The sequence below is a fragment of the Streptomyces sp. HB132 genome, from assembly GCF_016909575.1.
Lineage (GTDB): Bacteria > Actinomycetota > Actinomycetes > Streptomycetales > Streptomycetaceae > Streptomyces.
The window spans coordinates 77,151-97,442 of the sequence record NZ_JAFBGA010000012.1; the positions used below are offsets into that span (position 1 = coordinate 77,151).

A 20,292-nucleotide genomic window follows, 5' to 3' on the forward strand; every position below is an offset into this window, starting at 1 on the left:
TGCGACCGCGGTGCCTCGGCGTGCTGGGAAAACGTCGTCGGACTCGGCCTGGTCTTCAGCCCGCCTCCTCAAGGATCTCGCCGATCACATGACGTGCCGTCGCCGCCATCACCGGGTTCGACGTCCGGTAGTACGAGAGTTCCATGAGCGCGACCGACAGGGCCCAGCCCCAGCCGCGCGCCCAGTCCGCGGCGTCAGCCCGTACCTCGGTGCGGAAGACATGCCTCGCCCCGGCCGACAGCAGGTACCAGCCCGCGATCAGGTCGACCGAGGGGTCGGCCAGGCCCATGCAGCCGAAGTCGATGACCGCGCTCAGCCGGCCGTCCGAGACCAGGACGTTGCCCGGCTGGAGATCTCCGTGGACCCATACGGCCTTGCCCCTCGGGGCGGGCGCGCGCAGGGCGTCGGACCAGGCGGTGGCCGCTGCCCCGGTGTCGATGACGCCGTGCAGCGCCTCCAGGGCGTCCCGGGTGGCCGCGTCCCGAGCGGTCAGTGGTTCGCCGCGGTAGGCGGGCGGGGCGCCGGTGGTGTCTGCGCGGCGCAGGGCGAGGACGAACTCCGCGATGTCGGCGGCGAATCCGGCACCGCCGGAGCCGACGGCCGGGTTGTCGCCGTCGATCCAGCGGCAGACCGACCAGGACCAGGGGTAGCCCTCGCCGGGTACGCCCTCGGCCAGCGGGGCGGGTACGGGGAAGGGAAGGTCCTCGGCGAGGCGGGGCAGCCAGCGGTGTTCCGTCGCCACGTCCTTGGATCCGCCCTCGACGCGGGGCAGTCGCACCGCCAGGTCCGGCCCCAGCCGGTAGATCGCGTTGACCGTCCCGTGAGTGCCGACCGGCTCGACGGGGAGATCGGCCCAGGCGGGGAACTGCGCGGCGAGCAGACGACGTACGAGTGCCGCGTCGGTCTTGGTCTCGTTGGCATGCATCCGCCCCATGCAAGCCCAACCGGGCACGGGCTGTCGAACGAAATCCGGTGGGCCCGCACGTGCCCGCTGCGGCAGGATCGCTGCCCATGCCCCTCGCACTCGTACTCCCGCCCCGCCTCACCGCCTCCGCCCTCACACTTCGCGACACCGCCCGGCTGCGGGGCCTGGACACCGTACGGCTGACCGGCCGCGAGGTGCCCGAGGGGCTGCGCGGCCGGGGCGCGCATCTGCACGCCGGCCCCTCCTTCGCCGACGCCGTGGCCCCCGCACTGGGAATCGCGCCGCTCGAAGCGCCCGCCGACTGGCTGGCCCGACTGCCCGCCGCGTTCGTGCGGCGCGAGATCCGTGCCGTCCCCATCCGTGAGGCGTACGAGCTCCGTCGGCCGGCCTTCGTCAAGTCGCCGAACGACAAGAGCATTCCGGCACTGGTCTACGCGGACGGTTCGCGGCTGCCGGGGCCGGACGCGGTCGATCCGGAGACGGTGGTGCTGGTGAGCGACGTCGTCGCGTTCGACTCGGAGTACCGGCTGTACCTGCTGGACGGGCGGATCCACACCGGGAGCCGGTACGCCGTGTCGGGACGGCTGTCCCTGGCTCCGCTGTCCGCTGCGGCGCGCGCGTTCGGCTCGGAACTGCTCGCCGCCGCCGGGCACACGCTGCCGTCCGCGATCGTCGTCGATGTCGGGGTCACCGACCACGGGCAGTGGGCGGCGATCGAGGCCAATGCCGCCTGGGCCAGCGGCTGTTACGCCTCCGACCCGGACCGGGCGCTGGATGTGGTGCTCAGGGCCGCCGGTCCTGCCGCACAGCTGGCGGAACGGGACGGCGCGTTCGTCAGGGGGGCCGCGTGAGACCGCGTGGCCGCGTGAGACCGCGTGACCCGCCGAACCGCGTGAGCCCACCAGACCTGCGTGAGACCGCGTAAGGCCGTGCGCGCGGCGCCGGGCGGAGTCCGAACACCCTGCCGGTGCTGCCCGCCCGGAGGGAGGGCTCCCGCACTATCGGCGCAGCTCTTCGGGGCAGGGCGTGCCCGGTTGCAGCTGGTACGGGGCCGCCAGGCGGTAGACGCCCGCGCGTGGTGCGAGGAGTTCGGTCCACTCGTCGCCGTCGCCGTCCTCCTCCACCTTGATCAGACAGCCGTGGGCGTTGGTGAAGTCCTTCAGGGCGTCCCCGTCCTCCGCCGTACGCTTCTTGGACTCCTCGGTCTCCTGCGGCCGTTCCACGCTCTTGCCCTCGCCGTCCACGACGGCGAGCCACCGGGAGTAGGGAATGCGGATCAGGACGCGCCCCGCCGACTGCACGTGGATCGTCAGCTCGTCGGCGCCGGCCCGCTCCACCGTCGCGGGCAGGTCGGCGAGCGGCACCGGGTCCACGACGCGGAACAGCTTCCAGTTCGCGTCGCTCCACACCTTCTTCAGATACGGCTGGCCCTTCTCGACGAGCGCCGCCTCCTGCTCGGCCCCGGAGTCCGGCTTCCCGGTCGGCAGCACCACGTAGTGCACGGCCCAGCGGTCCAGCCACTCCCGGTAGTTCACCGCGTCGAGCGTGTCGTCGTAGAAGAGCGGGTTGCGCTTCATGTCGGCCTGCCGGTTCCAGCCGCGGGCCAGATTCACGTACGGCGCGAGCGCCGAGGACTCGCGGTGGCTGCTGGCGGGGACGACCTCGACCCGGCCCCGGTCCGCACCGGCCTTCTGCAGCTGGTTGACCAGCGGGGCCAGTTCACGGGTCCAGGACGCGGTGGGTGCGGTACGGACGATGTCGTCGACGCCCTTGAAGCAGATCCAGAAGTTCAGCCCGGCGAAGACGAGGACCAGGGCGTACCAGCGCCGGGTGCGCGGCGCCGTGTACGGAAGCGCGGCGAGCAGGACCACGCCCGCGAACAGCATCGCCATGCGCGACACGTTCGAGCCGATCTGCGAGTCGACCACATAGGTCAGCAGCGTCCCGGCGCCGTAGACCGCTGCGGCCGTCCGCACGGTGTGCCAGTCGCGGGGGACCAGGAAGAACACGAACACCGCGTACAGGAAGGGCAGTGACAGGGTGCCGAGTGCCATCGGCTGGGTGCCGGAGAACGGGAACCACCACGCGGAGAGGACCACCACCACGACGGGGGGCAGGCCGATCGCGTACGCCCCCGGGCGCCGTTTGTTCAGGAAGAGCGCCGCGGCGACCACGCCGAGGAACAGCCCGGCGACGGGACTGCCCGCGGTCGCGAGCCCGGCCAGGGGTGCGGCGATGACGGCCTTCGCCCAGCGCTTGTACCGCCAGCGGTGGGGCCAGCAGAAGACGGCGGCCACGGCACCCAGCGCGAACATCATGCCGAGACCGAAGGTGACCCGCCCGGACAGGGCGTTGCACAGATACGCGAAGACCCCGGCGAGCGCGCACGCGACGGGGTTACGGACAGCGGGCACCCGCACCAGGATCAGTGCGGTGAGCGCCGAGGAGACGGTGCCGACGATCATCATCGTCGTACGGACGCCGAGCACCGACATCAGGTAGGGCGACACCACGCTGTACGAGACGGGGTGCATGCCCCCGTACCAGGCCAGGTTGTACGCGGTACCGGGGTGGCGGCCGACGAACTCGGCCCAGGCGTCCTGGGCGGCGATGTCGCCGCCGCTGTTCGCGAAGAAGAAGAACCAGAGGAGGTGCACGGCCGCGGCGACCACGGTCGTCAGCAGCACCGGGTGGCGTCGGAGGCGGTTGCGTATCGAGCCGTCGGCGCCGTCGCCGGCCCCGCCGGGCTGGGCCGGGATCCTGACGGAGAGGCTCGGGGCGGGCGGGCCGGTGTCCGCCCGTGTCGGCTCAGCGGTGGTCACTGCGACTCTCCCCGTCCTCGCCCGGGCCTGCCGAACCGTCCATGTACCGCACGGGCCCATCCGTACTCGGAGGGACGCGTCCCGGCGCGCCTCCGTTGCTTTCGGGACGCTAGCACGCGGCATTTTCCACGCGCTGCCCTATCGGCGGACGGCCCCCTGCCCCGTGGGGACGGGGCAGGGGGCCGGACCGGTCGGTCAGGTGACGCGCATGAGCTTGTCACCGAAGGACGGCTCGGCCAGTGCGCCGCTCAGCGTGACCGCGACCTCCACCTGGCTCGCGCCCTCTCCGACCGTCATCGTGCCGACCCTCGTGCCCGCCGGCGCCGTGTTCGGGATCGTCTTGCCGTCATCGGTCAGTTCGAGCTTGACCGTGAGGCCGGGCCAGCCGACCGCCTTCACGTCCTCGGCCACGACCACGTCGGTGGTGTGGCCGAATCCGTCGTCGACGACGCCGACGACCTGTCCCTTCTTCACGACGGTACGGCTCGCCAGCAGGTCCTGCGTGGCGATCATGGCCTCCTTGCTCACCGCGTTGACCGTGTCGATGATCGACGGCTTGTGCTGTCCCAGGATCGCGCCGACGATGAGCTGGTCGGTGTCTCCGACCTTCTTGTGCGCCGCGAAGAGCAGGTTGCCACCGGCCTTCGTGGTGGAGCCCGTCTTGATGCCGAGCGCGCCGTCGTACGGGACGAGAGTGTTGTAGTTCCGGTGGAACTTCCCCGACGGGTCCGTCCAGGACGGCAGCTTGGTGATGTCCATCAGCGCCGGGATCTCGACCAGCTTCTCGCCCAGCTTCACCTGGTCCTCGGCTGAGCTCACCGTGGTCGCGTTCAGCCCGGACGGGTCGGTGTAGGTGGTCTTCGTCATGCCGAGTTCCTTGGCGGTGTCGTTCATCTTCTTGACGAACGCCTCCTCGGAACCCGCGTCCCAGCGGGCGAGCAGCCTGGCGATGTTGTTCGCCGAGGGGATCATGATGGCCGAGAGGGCTTCCTGCTGCGTGATCGTCTCGCCGGCCTTGACCGTGTTGAGGGTCGACTCCCCCACCGAGTCGAGCTTGCCCTCCTTCTCCGCCGTCGCGTCGATCTTGACGGCGGGCCCGTCCGCACCCTTCTTCAGCGGGTGGTCCTTGAGCACGACGTAGGCGGTCATCGCCTTGGCCACGCTGCCGATCGGCACCGCCTTCTGCTCACCGAAGGAGTCGACCGTGCCGAGGCCCGTGGCCGCCATGTAGCCCTGGCCCTCGCCCGGCCACGGCAGGGAGGGCTTGCTTCCCTCGAAGTCGTACGTCTGCTTCGTCGTCAGTTCGAGAACCGGCTCGGGAAGCGGGCGCACTCCCTGTGCGATCGCAAAGGCGATCAGGAGGAGCAGGACCAGCGGCGTCCAGATCTTGACCCGCCGGACCGCGGTGCGGACCGGCGTCTCCTCGGGCGGCGGGGTGTTCGTGAGCTCGGCGAGCAGGTCGAGCGGCGGCCGGGGCGGCATGGGCTGCTGCCTGGTCCGCTCGGCCTCGGTGAGACCGGCTCCGGGGCTCGCCGGAGTGCGGGGTCCTGCCGCGATGTCCGGGGTGACCGTGGGACCGACCACGGCCGGGGGGCGTACGTCGTCCGAGCGCAACGGCACGAACTTGCTGGTCCGCTCGGCGGGGGCCTCGGGCGTTCCGGAGGGCTCGGCGGCCCAGGACGCGGGCTTGCGCGGAGCCCCGCTCCCCTTCGACGGGAGCTTCAGCGCGGTCGTGGGCTGGTCGAGCTGTTCGGCGCGCGGCGCCTTGAAGACGGCGGTCGGATGATCGATTCCCCGGCCGTCGCGCGCGGGCTCCGGCTCCTTCGCCGGAGCCGCTTCCTCGCGGGTCCTCGGGACGCGGGGACCGTCGGCGGAAGCGCTGACGGCCGGTACGCCGCCGATTTCCTCGGAGGCCTCGGTGGCACTCTCGGCCGGGCCCTCGGTGTCCGCTGGCTCGGTGTCGCTCGCTGCCGGGGCCGCGGTGCCGCCGGTGGCCCTCGCGTCGTCGCGGGTGTCCGCCGCCTCACCGTCGGTGGCAGCGCGAGCGGAGCCGGCACCGTCGTCCGACGACACGTCCCGCGCCTCGGCCGCACCGTCCTGAGCTGCGCTTTCCTCGTCGGAATCGGTCTCCACCCACGCCGCTACGGCTGCGCGCAGCCGGGCGTCGGTCGGCTGCGCTCCTTCGTCCGATGCGGAGCCGGAGGCGGGCTCGGCATCCGGCTCGGTGTCGGATTCGCCATCCGCGTCGGCTGCGTCGGCACGGGCATCGGAGCCGGCTCCTGACGCGGTCGGCGCGGCCACGGGGGCTGCCTCGGGAGCATCCTCGCGCTCGGCGCCGGAAGCGGACCGGCCGCCGGAAGCGGGCATGTCCTCCTCGGCTTCGGCGGCACCGGCCTCGGAGCCGGGCTCCACGTCGGCGTCGGACCGGCTGGATTCGGCCCCGGCCGCAACCGCGGCACACGAACCGGGACCAGCCGCGGTATCGGCTTCGGCGTCCGCCTCGGCGTCCGTTTCCGCGCCGGCTTCCACATCGTCCTCGACTTCCGCTTCGGCGCCCGTGTCGGCCTCGGACCCGGACTTGGCGCCCGAATCCGCCTTCACGCCGCCCGAATCCGCCCCGGCACCGCCCGAGAACGGCTCAGCAGGGCCCGCAGACGCCCCGGGCGCCGCCGTGGCCTCCCCGGCCGGTCCTCCGGCCTCCGAGGCGCCCTCAGACCCCTCAGGGCCTCCCTCGGCACCCTCCGCGCCTTCCGCGCGCCCCTCGGGCGCCGACGCGCCCTCGGAAGCGTCAGGGACGCTCGGCATGCGGAAGACCGCCGTTTCGCTGTCGGTCGCGGCGCCGGGGGTCCCGCCCTCCGCATCCGCACCCGCCTCGGCGCCCGGTCCTCGGAACACGGCGAGACGCGGATCGCGTTCCTCGGCCGTCCCCGACGACTTCCGCTGCTCCGACATGTCGGGGGACTCGCCCGCCACCGATACCTCCTTGATGAGCCGCGGGGTCACGCCCGCACTGTCCGAACCATTCACCAGTGTCCTGTGTGAACCCTTGAGCGAACCGCTAGACGAGAACGACATAGCTAACGGTTCCCTCACAAAGCACCCAGGCACCCTCGACAGACCATTGTGAGAGGGGTCACCCTGTCACTCATCCACGCGGGGAGGCATGGATGGGCAGGAGCCGCAGAACAATTCCGGAGGAGCTTCTGCTGCTCGCTCTGGACCCGACCACGGGTACCACAGCGCAGCCGCAGTCGCTCGACCTCGGCCTGGCCGGGGCACAGCTAGTGGAGCTGGCTCTGGCAGGACGGATAGCCCCTGACGGGGATCGTATCGCCGTGGTGATGCCACGGCCGACAGGAGATCCGACTCTGGACTCCGCACTGGAACTGCTGCGCCGTCGCGGCAGTCCGGTTCGGGCCGTCCACTGGATCGGCGGACCCCGGCTGGGACTTCGCCAGATCTACCTCGCTCATCTGGAGCGGTGCGGCATGGTTCACGCCGTGGCGGGCCAGATGTGCGGAGTGCTGCCGACGACTCGCTACCAGGCGACGGACACGGCGATCAGCCGGGACATCAGAGCCCGGCTGGACAGTGCGATCCGCACCGGCGTACCGCCGGACCCGCGGACCGCGGCGCTCGCCGCACTGGCCCACGCGGTCGGACTCGGCAAGCACCTGTACCCCGGGAACGAGGGGCGCTCGTCGCGCTCCCGGCTCCGGGACCTGATCAGGCACGACCCGATGGGCGGCCTCGTGGCACACGCCGTGATGGACGTCCAGAACGGTGTGGCCGTCCAGCCACGCCGTAACCAGCAGACGGCGAGCGTGCCGTTGCAGCCGCAAGCACACCGCGGCAGCATGGCGCACACCTCCGTCCACTGACAGCACGACCGCGCGGACACTTGCGCGGGCACCGCACACCGCCGCACCGACGTCCCCGTGACCCGGTTCGGGAGCCGCACCAGGCGCGGGGCAGCCGGATCCACCGGCTGCCCCGCGCTCTTGCGTGCCGTCGCTGCGTGTGGCCATTTCCCAGCGCGGCCGGGGGCTCGGGTGGCAATCTGCTGAGCAGCAGACACACACAGCTACAACAGCTGCATAGCCGGAGGTGCCGTTCCCGTGCCGACCAACGTCAATCCCACTGTCAGGCGACGCCGGCTGGGCCAGGAATTGCGCCGCCTCCGCGAGATCAAGGGCATGACGGCCGAGGAGGTGGCGGAGCGGCTGCTGGTCTCGCAGTCGAAGATCAGCCGCCTGGAGAACGGCCGCCGTTCCATCAGCCAGCGCGACGTACGCGATCTCTGCGGGGTGTACGAGGTCGAGGACCACCGCGTCGTCGACTCGCTGATGCAGATGGCGAAGGACTCCCGCCAGCAGGGCTGGTGGCACGCCTTCGGCGACATCCCGTACAGCGTGTACATCGGGCTGGAAACCGATGCCGAGTCCCTCCGGGTGTACGAACCCCAGGTCGTCCCCGGGCTGCTGCAGACCCGGGGCTACGCGGAGGCCCTGATCACCGGCGCGCTGCCCGAGGCGCCGCCGTCCGACATCGAGAAGCGGGTCAACGTAAGGGCCCGCCGGCAGGACCGCGTCAACGCCGCGGAACACCCCCTGCGCCTGTGGGCGGTCATCGACGAGTCCGCCCTCCACCGGCTGGTGGGCGGCAAGCAGGTCATGATCGAGCAGCTCGAGCACCTCGTCGAGCAGTCCCAACTGCCCCATGTGACGGTGCAGGTGCTGCCCTTCGACATGGGGGCGCACCCGGGCATCAACGGGCAGTACGCCATTCTGGAGTTCCCCGACGCGGCGGACTCCAGCGTCGTGTACATCGAAGGGGTGACCAGCGACCTCTACCTCGAGAAGGCGAACGACGTGCAGCGCTACAGCGTCATGTACGAGCACCTGCGGGCACAGGCGCTGAACGTGGACCAGACCCGCCAGTTCATCGAGGACATCGCCAAGGGCTACACGCGCTGAGCGCCCTCGGGGGCCCGCCGGAACAGGACGGTCCGACAACGCCTGATACGCGGCTGATGCTCTGCTGTAAGTGAGGTGGGGGCGGGAAGATACACCGCCACCACCTCACAGCGGAAGACCCGCATGGAATATGCCATCCGGTCGAGTGAACGGCTCCACCACCAAGCGATGTTGGCGAGTAGCGTCGATCACGCCAACAGGAACGAAGTTGGTGCCTCTCACATCAACTCTCTGAACCGGAGTGAACATGGCTATTCTTCAGGGTGCTACGGAAAACTGGACGAAGTCGTCGTACTCCGGCGGCAACGGGGCCTGCGTCGAAGTGAAGTCGCCCGTCACGCAGGCCATCGCCGTGCGTGACTCGAAGGCCCCCGAGGGTCCCTCGCTCTCCTTCGTGTCCGGAGCGTGGAACACCTTCGTGCGTGACGTCGCATCGGGTTCGATCAACGCCTGACCGGCGACCGGTCACATCGGCCCTCGCGCGCCGCATGAGTCCGGTTCACCGCGCACGATCGTTCAGGAGCCCTCTCGACCGGCCCGCCGTCCTGGCCGAGGGGGCTTGACCCCGCCTCCGGACACAGACGTGACCGATCGGCGTGGCACGCCCGTCACGACCTCAGCAGTCGACACCGGCAGCGCGCTCGGCGCCATCGGTGTGTGAGCGTCACGTCGTGCAGCTTTCCCCCTTCTCCGGCCGCACGGGACCCGCATCCCGTGCGGTCGTTCTGCGTTCTCGGGCGTTCTCGGGCGCTCCTGCCTTGCGTCGATCCCTGCACAGCCTGACGAAGTGCCCGCTCATCGTGTGGCCGTGGTCGCGTTCACGACAACGCCCCGCAAGGTCAAGACCCCGTAAAATCGTTCGCCTTGCTGATCCTCGTTCACATCCCTGATCGGTAAAACCTTGACCGTGGACCCGGACTAGCGGTTCAATCCCCCAAGTCCCTTTCCCGCACGGGGCCCCGCTGAACGGCCGTACCGACGAAGTGCGTTCCCGTTCACAAGGCGGACCCCTGGAGGGGGCACATGAACAGTCTCGACTGGGCCGTGCTCATCGGATACTTCGGTGTGATGGTCGCGATCGGACTCTGGTCGCACAAGCGCGTGGACAACGTAAGCGACTTCTTCACCGCCGGCGGCAAGATGCCGTGGTGGCTGTCGGGCATCTCGCACCACATGTCCGGGTACAGCGCGGTGATGTTCACCGGCTACGCGGGTATCGCGTACCAGTACGGCGTCACGTCCTTCGTGACGTGGTCGCTGCCGATCGCGATCGGCATCGGCATCGGCGCGAAGCTCTTCGCGCCCCGCCTCAACCGGCTGCGTTCGCGGCTGCACGTGGCCTCGCCGCTCGAGTACCTCAAGAACCGCTACAACATCCCGACCCAGCAGGCCCTGGCGTGGTCCGGGCTGCTCCTGAAGATCGTGGACGTCGGCGCCAAGTGGGCCGCCATCGCCACGCTGCTCTCCGTCTTCACGGGCATCACCCTCACCCAGGGCATCTTCATCACCGGCGCCATCACAGCCGTCTACTGCACGGTCGGCGGGCTGTGGGCCGACGCCCTCACGGAGCTGGGCCAGTTCATCATCCAGCTCTTCGCCGGCCTGGCCATGCTGGTCATCGCCATGAAGGAACTGGGCGGCTTCAGCTCGCTGTGGACGGTCTGGGACAAGCTGCCCGAGGGCCACACGGACCCGACGGCCGGCCCGTACACCGTGACCTTCCTGCTGGCCTATCTCTTCATCAAGACCTTCGAGTACAACGGCGGCATGTGGAACCAGGCCCAGCGCTACATGGCCACGGACTCCGCCCGTTCCGCGACCCGTTCGGCCCGGCTCTCGGCAGTGCTGTGGCTGGTCTGGCCGGTCGTCCTCTTCTTCCCGATGTGGGTGGCACCGCTGCTCGTCGAGGCGAAGAAGCCGGACGCCTCGGACAGTTACGCGCTGATGACCGAGCAGCTGCTGCCCCACGGGCTGCTGGGCCTGGTCGTCGTCGGCTTCTTCTCGCACACCATGGCCATGTGCTCCTCAGACGCCAACGCCATCTCGGCGGTCTTCACCCGGGACATCGCGCCGGTCTTCTCCAAGGCGGCCCGCACCTGGAGCAACCGCAGCGGCCTGCTGGCCGCGCGGCTGTCGACGCTCGCGTTCCTCGGACTGTCGATGGCCCTGGCCACCCAGATCAACTCGCCGACGTTCAAGGACATCATCTCGGTCGTCATCAAGTGGGTGGCCGGACTGATGGGCCCGATCGCCATCCCGTTCATGCTGGGCCTGCTGCGCAGGTTCCGCAGGTCGGGTCCGACGGCGGCGCTCACCAGCTGGGCGGCCGGCCTGATCGCGTTCTACCTCACCAACTACAACTTCGACGGCTCGGTGAAGACGGACGTAGCCCTGCAGTACCAGGTGGCCCTGCCGCTGGCCATCTCCCTCGTGCTCTACATCGTCATCGGGTTCGTCAAGCCCGAGGACACCCCGGAGCGCGACGCCGTCATCGAGATGATCAACACCGACGACGGGGGCCCTGCCGGCGGAGCCGCCGCGGCGGCCGTTCCCCTGCAGAAGCCCGGCCCGGAGAACTCGGGGGTCCCGGAGGGTGTGAAGGACTGACGGCCCCGCACACGGGGGCACCTGAGCGGTGGGCGGGCGCGGCGGCGTCCGCCCACCGCCCGTCCTGTCCTGACGCACGCTCCGGCCGGGTTCCGGTACGGGCAGGGGCCCGGACCCGTACCCGCTCAGTCCCGCGGGTAGCGGGCCAGCCACCCCGGCGCGACCGCGGCAGGGGTGTGCAGGGCGGGCCCCTGGGTCATCTCCATCGCGAAGTCGTCGGAGAGTTCGAGGAGAGTCGAGCGGCCCTCCAGTTCCGCGAGCCAGGCCGGCGGAAGCGCCGTCTCGCCGTGCAGCGCCCCGAGGAGGGCCCCGCAGACGGCTCCGGTGGCCGCCGAGGGCCCGGAGTGGTTCACCGCGAGCCGCAGCCCGTGGCGTACGTCCTCGCCGACCAGGGCGCAGTACAGCGCCACGGCGAGCACCTCCTCGGCCGAGTCGGTGTCGCCGAGCGCCTCGATGAGGGCGGGCCCGGGGATCCCCTGGCGTACGGAGCCGAGGGCCTGCCGGAGCGCCTCGGTGACCTGCTCGCTGCCCGGGCGTTCGGCGAGCAGCGCCAGTGCGTGCTGGACCGCTCCGTCCAGGGTCTCGCCGCGGGCCAGACCGTGCACCAGGAGCGCGAGGGCTCCGGCCGCGAGCTGGGCGGTGGCGTGGCCGTGGGTGTGGGCGGCGCACTCGACGGCCAGTTGGAGCACGAGCTGGGGCTCCCAGCCCACGAGCAGCCCGAAGGGCGCGGAGCGGGTCAGCGCGGCCGAGTCCCGCGCAGCCGGGTTCTTGGGCACGGCGAGCGTGCCCATCGTGCTGTCGCCGAAGCCGGCCAGGCATTCCCTGGTCGGGGCGCGGCGGGTGTACAGCCACTCCTCCCTGGCCAGCCAGCCGTTGTCCTTGCGCCGTTCGTCGGGACCCCAGGCGCTCTGGGTGGCCGCCCAGCGCAGGTGGGCGCGGTGCACGTCGGTCGGCGGGTGCCAGGCGCCGGTGTCCCGCCGGACCTGGGCCCGGATGAGCCCGTCGACGGTGAAGAGGGTGAGCTGCGTGGCGGCTGTGACGGCACCGCGTCTGCCGTGCGCGGAGACGAAGTCGGCCACCCCGTCCACGCCGTGTGCCGCGCGTATCGCCTCCAGGGTGAGCCCCGAGACGCCTGCCCCGAGCGCGTCCCCGATGGCACCGCCGAGCAGGGACCCCCGCACCCGGCCGCGGAAGTCCTGCTGCTGGACACGGCCCCAGACAGCTGTGGTTCCCGTACTCACCGTGCCCCCTTCCGTCCGGCCTGCGGTGCGACTGCGCAAGCACTGTAATCGAACGGGAACGGTGGGCTCATAGCCGGAACAATTTGTACGGACTAGCGCGGCGGAGCACTTTTGAACGGCATTCCTCACGTTTTCCAAGACCATTTCGCCCGCGGGTATCCGAACGGAATTCCCGGGCCCGGGCCCGTCGCGGACGGGGCGTCAGCCGAGAGGGACTGGTCGTAGTCCTCGGCGGCATCGGCCCTCGTCCGTGACCCCGGCCGAGTCGGCGACACGCGTGCCCGGCTCCGCCAGTTCCAGGGCGGCCCGCTCGGCGTCGGTGAGGACCGTGGCCTACCGCCGGGCCGCGACCAGGTGCAGGCGTGTCGCGGTCTCGCCGGCCTCGGCGGCTTCCTTGGTGTGCGTGTCCAGGCAGAATCCGCAGCCGTTGATCCGGCTGGCGCGGATCTTCACGAGTTCCTGCGTGGCCGCCGGTACGGCGGAGTCGGTGACCGCTTTACCGGCTGAATTGACGTGCTTCAGGAAGGTGGCCGCGAGCGAGCCGCCGACGACGTCGAGACGCGCTTCCATCAGGTGCTCCCCTGTGCTTCCGCTGGTTGGTCACACCCCTTCGACGGAACGGAGCCGCCCGGATGTGACATGGGCGCGATGTGGCCTCCGCCTCCGGTCCCGGGGCGCGCGTACGGCCCGGGACCACCCGCCGCGCCGAGCCGTGCGCGAACGGCCCGTGGCGCCCCGCCGCACGGAGCCCCGGCCCGGGTCAGGCGTCTGCGGGGAGGGCCGGGTAGTCCGTGTAGCCCGTCGCCCCGCCCACGTACATCAGGTACGCGTCCCGGACCTGGTTCACCGGGGCGCCCGTGCGCATGCGGTGGACCAGGTCGGGGTTGGCGAGGAAGGGGCGGCCGAGCGCGATCAGGTCCGCACCGGAGGCCAGGAGCCGTTCGCCGTGGGCGAGGCCGCCGTCGTCCGGGATGCGGTCGGCGGGCAGGAGCGGGTTGGCGATCAGAGTGCCCGGCCAGTCCTTGCGGATCCGCTGGAAGACGGAGTCCTCGGGGTCGGCACGCACCACGTGCAGGTAGGCGAGGCCCCGGTCGGCCAGCGCGCCGAGGAGCGCGGGGTAGAGCCGCTCGGTGTCACCTTCCTCGATGCCGTTGACGGTGCTGCCCGGCGAGACACGCAGTCCCACCCGTTCCGCCCCGATCGCCTCGGCGACGGCGTCGACCACCTCGACCACGAAACGGATGCGCCCGGCCGGGGAACCTCCGTAGTCGTCGGTGCGCCGGTTGGTCCCGCCGGCCAGGAACTGGTGGAGCAGATAGCCGTTGGCTCCGTGCACCTCGACGCCTTCGAACCCCGCCTCGATCGCGTTGCGGGCGGCGGCGGCGAAGTCTGCGACGGTCGTACGGATGTCCTCGGGGGTCATCTCGTGCGGGACGACCGAGGGCACCCGCCCGGCCGGGGTGTGGATCGTCTCGGGCAGGGCGACCGGGGAGGGGGCGACGGGCGTCAGCCCGCTGTTGTCGGGGTGCCCGACGCGTCCGCCGTGCTGGATCTGGAGGAACATCCGGCCGCCCTCGGCCCGCACCGCGTCGGTGACCTGGCGCCAGCCCTCGACGTGGGCCGGGCTGTGGATGGCCGTGACGTTCGGGTAGGTCTGGCCCACGGGGTTCGGGGTGGATGCCTCCGCGATGATCAGTCCCGCCGAGGCGCGCTGGGTGTAGTAGGCGGTCATCAGTGGGGTCGGTACGCCCTCGGCCGTGGCGCGGTTCCGGGTCAGCGGCGCCATCACGAGGCGGTGGGGAAGGGTGAGGGGGCCGAGCCCGGCCGGTTCGAAGATCTTCGGGGAAGCCGCTGCGTTCGTCATACCGGAACGGTAAGAATTGACACTGGTGTCAGGTTCAAGTCCGGAGGCGAGGAAAGCATGCGGATCGGTGAGCTGGCCCGGCGGACGGGCGTGAGCGAGCGCTCCCTGCGCTACTACGAGACCCAGGGCTTGCTGACGGCCGACCGTACCCCCGGAGGCCATCGCGACTACGCCGAGGGCGCGGTCGACCGCGTCATCCGCATCCAGGAGTTCTACGCCGCCGGGCTGTGCAGCGCGAAGATCGCCGACCTGCTGCCCTGCGTGCGCGACTCGGACGGCGGCCCCTCCGAGATCGCCACATCGACCCTGGTCAGAGACCTGTCCGTGGAGCGCGACCGCATCGACAGGAAGATCGAGGAACTGCGCCGTTCGCGGGACGTACTGGACGACGTGATCGCCACGGCCGCGGGCGGGACCGCGAGCGGCGGCTGAACCACGCGGCGCCACGTGCACCGCGCCCACAGGATCCGGGTCCGTGCCCCGTGCTCCCCTCAGCGAAAAACACGACACAAGGTGTCGTGATTCGCGGGGAACATGGTTTCACCGGTCGTCATCGATGACACAGGTGAACCGGGACACATGCAGGCACAGGACCTCAAGGGGATTCATGTCAGACACTTCACCCATTCCGGCATCCGCACTCCACGGAAGGATCGCGCTGGTCGCGGGTGCCACGCGTGGCGCAGGGCGCGGGATCGCGGTCCGGCTGGGCGCGGCGGGTGCGACCGTCTACGTCACCGGCCGCACGACGCGGGAACGGCGCTCGGAGTACGACCGGTCCGAGACGATCGAGGAGACCGCGGAGCTCGTCACCGCGGCGGGTGGAACGGGTATCGCGGTGCCGACCGACCACCTGGTGCCCGAGCAGGTCCGTGCGCTGGCCGAGCGCATCGACGCCGAGCAGGGTCGGCTCGACGTGCTCGTCAACGACGTCTGGGGAGGCGAGCGGCTGTTCGCGTTCGGCAAGCCCGTCTGGGAGCACGACCTCGACGACGGACTGCGGCTGCTCCGGCTCGGCGTGGAGACGCACGCGATCACCAGCCACTTCGTGCTGCCCCTCCTGGTACGGCGGCCGGGCGGGCTCGTGGTCGAGATGACCGACGGCACCGCCGCGTACAACACGGCGAACTATCGCAACTCCTACTTCTACGACCTGGTCAAGAACAGCGTGCTGCGCATGGCGTTCGTGCTCTCACACGAGCTGAGGCCGCACGGCGGAACGGCTGTGGCGCTCACCCCGGGGTGGATGCGCTCGGAGATGATGCTCGACGCCTTCGGCGTGGCCGAGGAGAACTGGCGCGATGCGCTGACCGAGGTGCCGCACTTCTGCATCTCGGAAAGCCCGGCGTACGTCGGGCGTGCGGTCGCCGCTCTGGCGGCCGACCCCGACCTCGCCGGCCGGAACGGCCAGTCGTTGTCCAGCGGGCAGCTCGCCCGGGAGTACGGCTTCACCGACCTCGACGGTTCCCGCCCCGACTGCTGGCGCTACCTGACCGAGGTGGCCGATGCCGGCAAGGCGGCCGACGCGACGGGGTACCGGTGACGGGCCCCGTGCGCCGGCCGTTCGGCCTCAGCCCGGCAGCACCGGCAGCAGCTCCGGCAGGTGGCCGTCCGATGCCGCCGCGGCCGTGACGCGTTCCTCCGGGACCTCGCCGTACAGCGTCGTACGGGGCTTCGCGGGACGTCCCGCCAGGTCGGCGATGGCCACGAGGTCCTGGACGGACCGGTACGAGCCGTAACTCGATCCCGCCATACGGGAGATGGTCTCCTCCATCAGGGTCCCGCCGAGGTCGTTGGCACCCGAGCGCAGCATCTCGGCGGCCCCTTCCGCGCCGAGCTTCACCCAGCTGGTCTGGATGTTGGTGATGTGCGGGTGGAGGAGGAGGCGGGCCATCGCGGTGACGGCCCGGTTGTCCCGGTCGGTGGGGCCGGGGCGGGCGATGCCCGCGAGGTAGACCGGGGCGTTGGTGTGGATGAAGGGGAGGGTGACGAACTCCGTGAAGCCACCGGTCTCCTGCTGGAGGCGGGCCAGCGTCCTGAGGTGGCCGAGCCAGTGGCGGGGCTGGTCGACATGGCCGTACATCATCGTCGACGAGGAGCGCAGGCCCGTCTCGTGGGCCGTTCTGATGACCTCCAGCCAGGTGGCGGTCGGCAGCTTCCCCTTGGTGAGGACCCAGCGGACCTCGTCGTCGAGGATCTCCGCGGCCGTTCCGGGGATCGAGTCGAGTCCCGCCTCCTTGGCCGCGGTCAGCCAGTCGCGGATGGACATGCCGGTGCGGGTCGCGCCGTTGACGACCTCCATCGGCGAGAAGGCGTGGACGTGCATGCCGGGCACGCGCTCCTTCACCGCCCGGGCGATGTCGAAGTACGCGGTGCCGGGGAGGTCCGGGTGGATGCCGCCCTGCATGCAGACCTCGACCGCACCGACGTCCCAGGCCTGCGCCGCGCGGTCGGCGACCTGGTCCAGGGAGAGGGTGTAGGCGTCCGCGTCCGTACGACGCTGGGCGAAGGCGCAGAAACGGCAGCCGGTGTAGCAGACGTTGGTGAAGTTGATGTTCCTGGTGACGACGTAGGTGACGTCGTCACCGACCACGTCGCGGCGCAGGGCGTCCGCGATCCGGCAGAGCTCGTCCAGTGCGGGCCCGTCCGCGTGGAGCAGGGCGAGGGCCTGGTCGTCGGTGAGCCCCGTGGGATCGTCGGCGGCCTGGCTCAGGGCCTGGCGCACGTCGGTGTCGATCCTGGAGGGGACCATGCCGGGGGCGGCGGCCTCGCGCAGGGCCTCCCAGTCGCCGTACACCTCGTCGAAGTCGTCGCGCCGGTCGCCGGTGCGGCCCTCGGTGTCGATGGTGCGGTGCAGATCGGTGCGGCCGGTGGCGTTGAAGCCCTCGTCGGGCTCCTGCCAGGGAAGCCCGGTCGGGATCGCCCCCTCCTTCGCGAGGCCCGTCCCCGGGTCGGTGAGCGCCCGCACGTGCGGCAGGAGGCGGGGGTCGAGCCAGGGTTCGCCGCGCTGGATGAACTCCGGGTAGATCGTCAGCCGTTCGCGCAGCTCGAAGCCCGACTCGGCCGTCCGCGCCGCGAGCTCGTCGATGTGCGGCCAGGGACGCTCGGGGTTCACATGGTCCGGGGTGAGGGGCGACACGCCGCCCCAGTCGTCGATGCCCGCGCCGATCAGCAGGGCGTACTCGGCGTCGACGAGGTTCGGCGGGGCCTGGATGCGGGCCGAGGGGCCGAGGATGTGGCGGGCGACGGCGATGGCGGCGGCCAGCTCCTCCAGTTCGGCGTCCGGCATCCCACGCATCGCGGTGTCCGGCTTGGCGCGGAAGTTCTGGACGATGACTTCCTGGATGCCGTGATAGGCGCGGGCCGTCCTGCGCAGCTCGAAGAGGGAGTCGGCACGCTCCTCGTACGACTCGCCGATGCCGATCAGGATGCCGGTGGTGAACGGCACGTTGGACCGGCCCGCGTCCTCCAGCACCCGCAGCCGGACGGCCGGCTCCTTGTCCGGGGAGCCGTGGTGGGGGCCGCCCTTGTCCGACCAGAGCCGGGTCGCGGTCGTCTCCAGCATCATGCCCATGGAGGGGGCGACGGGCTTCAGCCGCTGCAGGTCGGTCCACGTCATCACACCGGGGTTGAGGTGCGGGAGCAGACCCGTCTCCTCCAGCACCCTGATCGCCATGGCCCGCACGTACGCCAGGGTGTCGTCGTACCCCTCGGCCTCCAGCCATTCCCGCGCCTCGGGCCAGCGGTCCTCGGGCCGGTCGCCGAGCGTGAACAAGGCTTCCTTGCAGCCCATTTCGGCACCCTTGCGGGCGATGTCGAGGACCTCGTCCGGCGACAGGAACATCCCGTGTCCCGCCCTGCGGAGCTTCCCCGGCACCGTGACGAAGGTGCAGTAGTGGCAGGTGTCACGGCAGAGCCGGGTCAGCGGGATGAAGACCTTGCGGGAGTACGTGATCACTCCCGGCCGGCCGGCGGCCTCGAGACCCGAGTCCCGGACCCGGGCGGCGGACGCGGCGAGATCCGTCAGGTCCTCTCCCCGCGCCTGGAGCAGGACGGCGGCCTCGGCCACGTCGAGGGCGACACCGTCGCGGGCCCGCCGGAGGGCGCGCCGCATGGCGTTGGTCGTGGGGCGCTGAGGATCGGTCATGCTCCGAGCATACGAGCGCCCCGCTCCTTGTGGACCAGGGCATCTGTCCGGCGTAACCGCCCGTCCGGCACTGGCGCCTTGGCCGTTATGTCCCACTTGGCCCGTAGGCTCGGAGAGGTGATGAAAACGATCGTCTTCGACATCGGAGAAACCCTCGTCCGCGACGACCGCCACTGGTCCTCGTGGGCCGACTGGCTCGGGGTCCCGCCGCACACCGTCAGCGCACTGGTCGGCGCAGCCGTCGTGCGGGGCCGCGACTGCACCGACGCGCTGCGCGTCCTGCGACCCGACATGGACGTCAGCGAGGCGTACCACGCGCGAGCGGCCGCGGGCCGCGGCGAGCACCTGGACGAGACGGACCTCTACCCCGACGTCCGCCCCGCCCTGGCCGAACTCCGTGCGCTCGGCCTGCGGGTCGTCGTCGCGGGCGACCGGACGGCCCGCGCCGGAGAACTGCTGCGGGCCCTGGACCTGCCGGCCGACCTGGTCGTCACCTCGGGTGACTGGGGCGTCGGCAAACCGGACCGGGAGTTCTTCTCCCGCGTGCTGGAGGTGTCGGGCGCGGCTCCGGAGGCCACCCTGTACGTGGGCGACCACCCCGCCGACGACCTCTTCCCGGCGAAGTCCGCGGGACTGCGGGCCGCCCACATCCGCCGTGGCCCGTGCGGTCATTGGTGGGCGGACCACCCGGACGTCATGGAGACGGCGGACTGGCGCATCAGCTCCCTGACCGAACTGCCGGCGCTGCTGGGTGGCGCCGGGAGGCGGAAGCCGGCCGCCGGCCCGCGCAAACTGCACGCGCTCCCCGGGCAGACCGCCCCGCCCGAGGCCGCCCCACCCGGAGCCGAGCACACGGAACAGCCCGAGCGGTCCGAGCCCGAGCACACGCGTGGGCCCGAGCAGTCCGAACGGTCCCGGGCCTGACCCCTACTGCCCCTGGCCTTCGTCCCCGCGCAGCGAGAGCCTCAGCCGGTCGCTCGCCAGCCGCATGTGCTCGGCCATCGCCGCGTCCGCGCCCTCCGGGTCGCCCGCCCGGATCGCGTCGAGCACGGCCGCGTGCTCGTGGAGCGTCCCGCTGACCGTGCCCTCGATGTCCCCGGCCCGCTCCATCCACACCTGGAGCAGGGCCCGGATGGAGTGCAGGATGTCGCTGAGCACGGTGTTGCGGGCGATGTTCGCGGTCTCCAGGTGGAATGCGATATCGGCGTCGATGAACGCCTTGACGTCCGTCCCCGCCTCCCGCATCCGCTCCAGGTGCTCCTCCAGCCGCTCGACGTCGGCCTCGGACGCCCGGTCGGCGGCCAGCCGCGCGGACATGCCCTCCATGAAGGTGCGGACCTCGACGAGGTCGTGCGTGCGGCGCTGACCGAGCATCAGGCCCCAGTTGATGGCCCGCGGCAGGAACTCCGAGGTTCCTTCACGGACGTACGAGCCCGAGCCCGGCCTGATCTCGATGATGCCGAGGACGTCCAGCGCGGACAGCGCCCCGCGCACGCTGGAGCGCGCGACGCCGAGGGCGTCTGCCAGCTGGCGCTCGGCGGGCAGGCGCGTACCCGGCTTCAGGTTTCCCTCGGACAGATGATCAAGGAGCCGCTTGGCCACCTCACTGACCGATGACTCCCGTACGACGGGGCGCAGAAGTGACGTGAAATCGGGCGCTTCGGGCTGCGTGGACACGCTGACCAGTACACCAGACGGGACGGCGGAACC

Annotated in this window: 15 protein-coding genes and 1 pseudogene; 8 read left to right on the plus strand and 8 right to left on the minus strand. The window is 71.1% G+C overall.

The genetic code is table 11. The annotated features are described in order from the left end of the window. Positions 1-55: 55 nt before the first annotated feature. Complete coding sequence (locus JOC24_RS24225) at positions 56-925, minus strand: aminoglycoside phosphotransferase family protein (RefSeq protein WP_205022496.1); 870 nt, start codon at positions 923-925, stop codon at positions 56-58. Between the two features lie 86 nt (positions 926-1,011). Between JOC24_RS24225 and JOC24_RS24230 the strand changes: the two genes are divergently transcribed. Then, entirely contained in the window at positions 1,012-1,776 is a 765-nt protein-coding gene (locus JOC24_RS24230; protein WP_205022497.1) for an ATP-grasp domain-containing protein, read from the plus strand. A gap of 147 nt (positions 1,777-1,923) precedes the next feature. Here JOC24_RS24230 and JOC24_RS24235 read toward each other — a convergent pair whose 3' ends face one another. After that, the gene (locus JOC24_RS24235; RefSeq protein ID WP_205022498.1) at positions 1,924-3,747 is read right to left on the minus strand and encodes a DUF2339 domain-containing protein; all 1,824 of its coding nucleotides are present in this window, start codon (positions 3,745-3,747) and stop codon (positions 1,924-1,926) included. Between the two features lie 195 nt (positions 3,748-3,942). Beyond that, the gene (locus JOC24_RS24240) at positions 3,943-6,750 is read right to left on the minus strand and encodes a D-alanyl-D-alanine carboxypeptidase (RefSeq protein ID WP_307792753.1); all 2,808 of its coding nucleotides are present in this window, start codon (positions 6,748-6,750) and stop codon (positions 3,943-3,945) included. A gap of 164 nt (positions 6,751-6,914) precedes the next feature. Between JOC24_RS24240 and JOC24_RS24245 the strand changes: the two genes are divergently transcribed. From JOC24_RS24245 to JOC24_RS24260, 4 genes are all read left to right on the plus strand, one after another. Beyond that, positions 6,915-7,628 (plus strand): GOLPH3/VPS74 family protein, encoded by a 714-nt coding sequence (locus JOC24_RS24245; protein ID WP_205022499.1) that lies wholly within the window; start codon positions 6,915-6,917, stop codon positions 7,626-7,628. Positions 7,629-7,865: 237 nt separating this feature from the next. Beyond that, complete coding sequence (locus tag JOC24_RS24250; RefSeq protein ID WP_205022500.1) at positions 7,866-8,723, plus strand: helix-turn-helix domain-containing protein; 858 nt, start codon at positions 7,866-7,868, stop codon at positions 8,721-8,723. Between the two features lie 247 nt (positions 8,724-8,970). Beyond that, positions 8,971-9,177: a DUF397 domain-containing protein gene (locus JOC24_RS24255; protein WP_014155679.1), complete on the plus strand. Its 207-nt coding sequence runs from the start codon at positions 8,971-8,973 to the stop codon at positions 9,175-9,177. A 569-nt stretch (positions 9,178-9,746) separates the two neighbouring features. Then, on the plus strand, positions 9,747-11,330 hold the full coding sequence (locus JOC24_RS24260) for a sodium:solute symporter family protein (protein ID WP_205022501.1): 1,584 nt from the start codon (positions 9,747-9,749) through the stop codon (positions 11,328-11,330). Between the two features lie 125 nt (positions 11,331-11,455). Here the strand turns inward: JOC24_RS24260 and JOC24_RS24265 are convergent, their stop codons facing one another. The 3 genes and pseudogenes from JOC24_RS24265 to JOC24_RS24275 form a co-directional block, all read right to left on the minus strand. Beyond that, complete coding sequence (locus tag JOC24_RS24265) at positions 11,456-12,571, minus strand: ADP-ribosylglycohydrolase family protein (protein ID WP_205022502.1); 1,116 nt, start codon at positions 12,569-12,571, stop codon at positions 11,456-11,458. A 243-nt stretch (positions 12,572-12,814) separates the two neighbouring features. Then, positions 12,815-13,141 (minus strand): annotated as a pseudogene (locus JOC24_RS24270) (carboxymuconolactone decarboxylase family protein); the annotation flags it as partial. Between the two features lie 190 nt (positions 13,142-13,331). Further along, entirely contained in the window at positions 13,332-14,435 is a 1,104-nt protein-coding gene (locus JOC24_RS24275; RefSeq protein ID WP_205022503.1) for an alkene reductase, read from the minus strand. Positions 14,436-14,492: 57 nt separating this feature from the next. Between JOC24_RS24275 and JOC24_RS24280 the strand changes: the two genes are divergently transcribed. Further along, a complete protein-coding gene (locus tag JOC24_RS24280) occupies positions 14,493-14,867 on the plus strand; it encodes a MerR family transcriptional regulator (RefSeq protein ID WP_205022504.1) in 375 nt (124 codons plus the stop codon). A gap of 175 nt (positions 14,868-15,042) precedes the next feature. Next, a complete protein-coding gene (locus tag JOC24_RS24285) occupies positions 15,043-15,978 on the plus strand; it encodes an SDR family oxidoreductase (RefSeq protein ID WP_205022505.1) in 936 nt (311 codons plus the stop codon). 27 nt (positions 15,979-16,005) lie between these two features. On the opposite strand, the gene JOC24_RS24290 is transcribed toward JOC24_RS24285, so the two are convergent. Beyond that, entirely contained in the window at positions 16,006-18,582 is a 2,577-nt protein-coding gene (locus tag JOC24_RS24290; protein ID WP_205022506.1) for a bifunctional FO biosynthesis protein CofGH, read from the minus strand. Positions 18,583-18,702: 120 nt separating this feature from the next. Between JOC24_RS24290 and JOC24_RS24295 the strand changes: the two genes are divergently transcribed. Next, positions 18,703-19,506 carry an HAD family hydrolase gene (locus JOC24_RS24295; protein ID WP_205022605.1) on the plus strand — a complete coding sequence of 268 codons (804 nt, stop codon included), beginning with the start codon at positions 18,703-18,705 and terminating at the stop codon, positions 19,504-19,506. A gap of 3 nt (positions 19,507-19,509) precedes the next feature. Here the strand turns inward: JOC24_RS24295 and JOC24_RS24300 are convergent, their stop codons facing one another. Next, positions 19,510-20,259: a FadR/GntR family transcriptional regulator gene (locus JOC24_RS24300; RefSeq protein ID WP_205022507.1), complete on the minus strand. Its 750-nt coding sequence runs from the start codon at positions 20,257-20,259 to the stop codon at positions 19,510-19,512. Between the last annotated feature and the right edge of the window lie 33 nt (positions 20,260-20,292).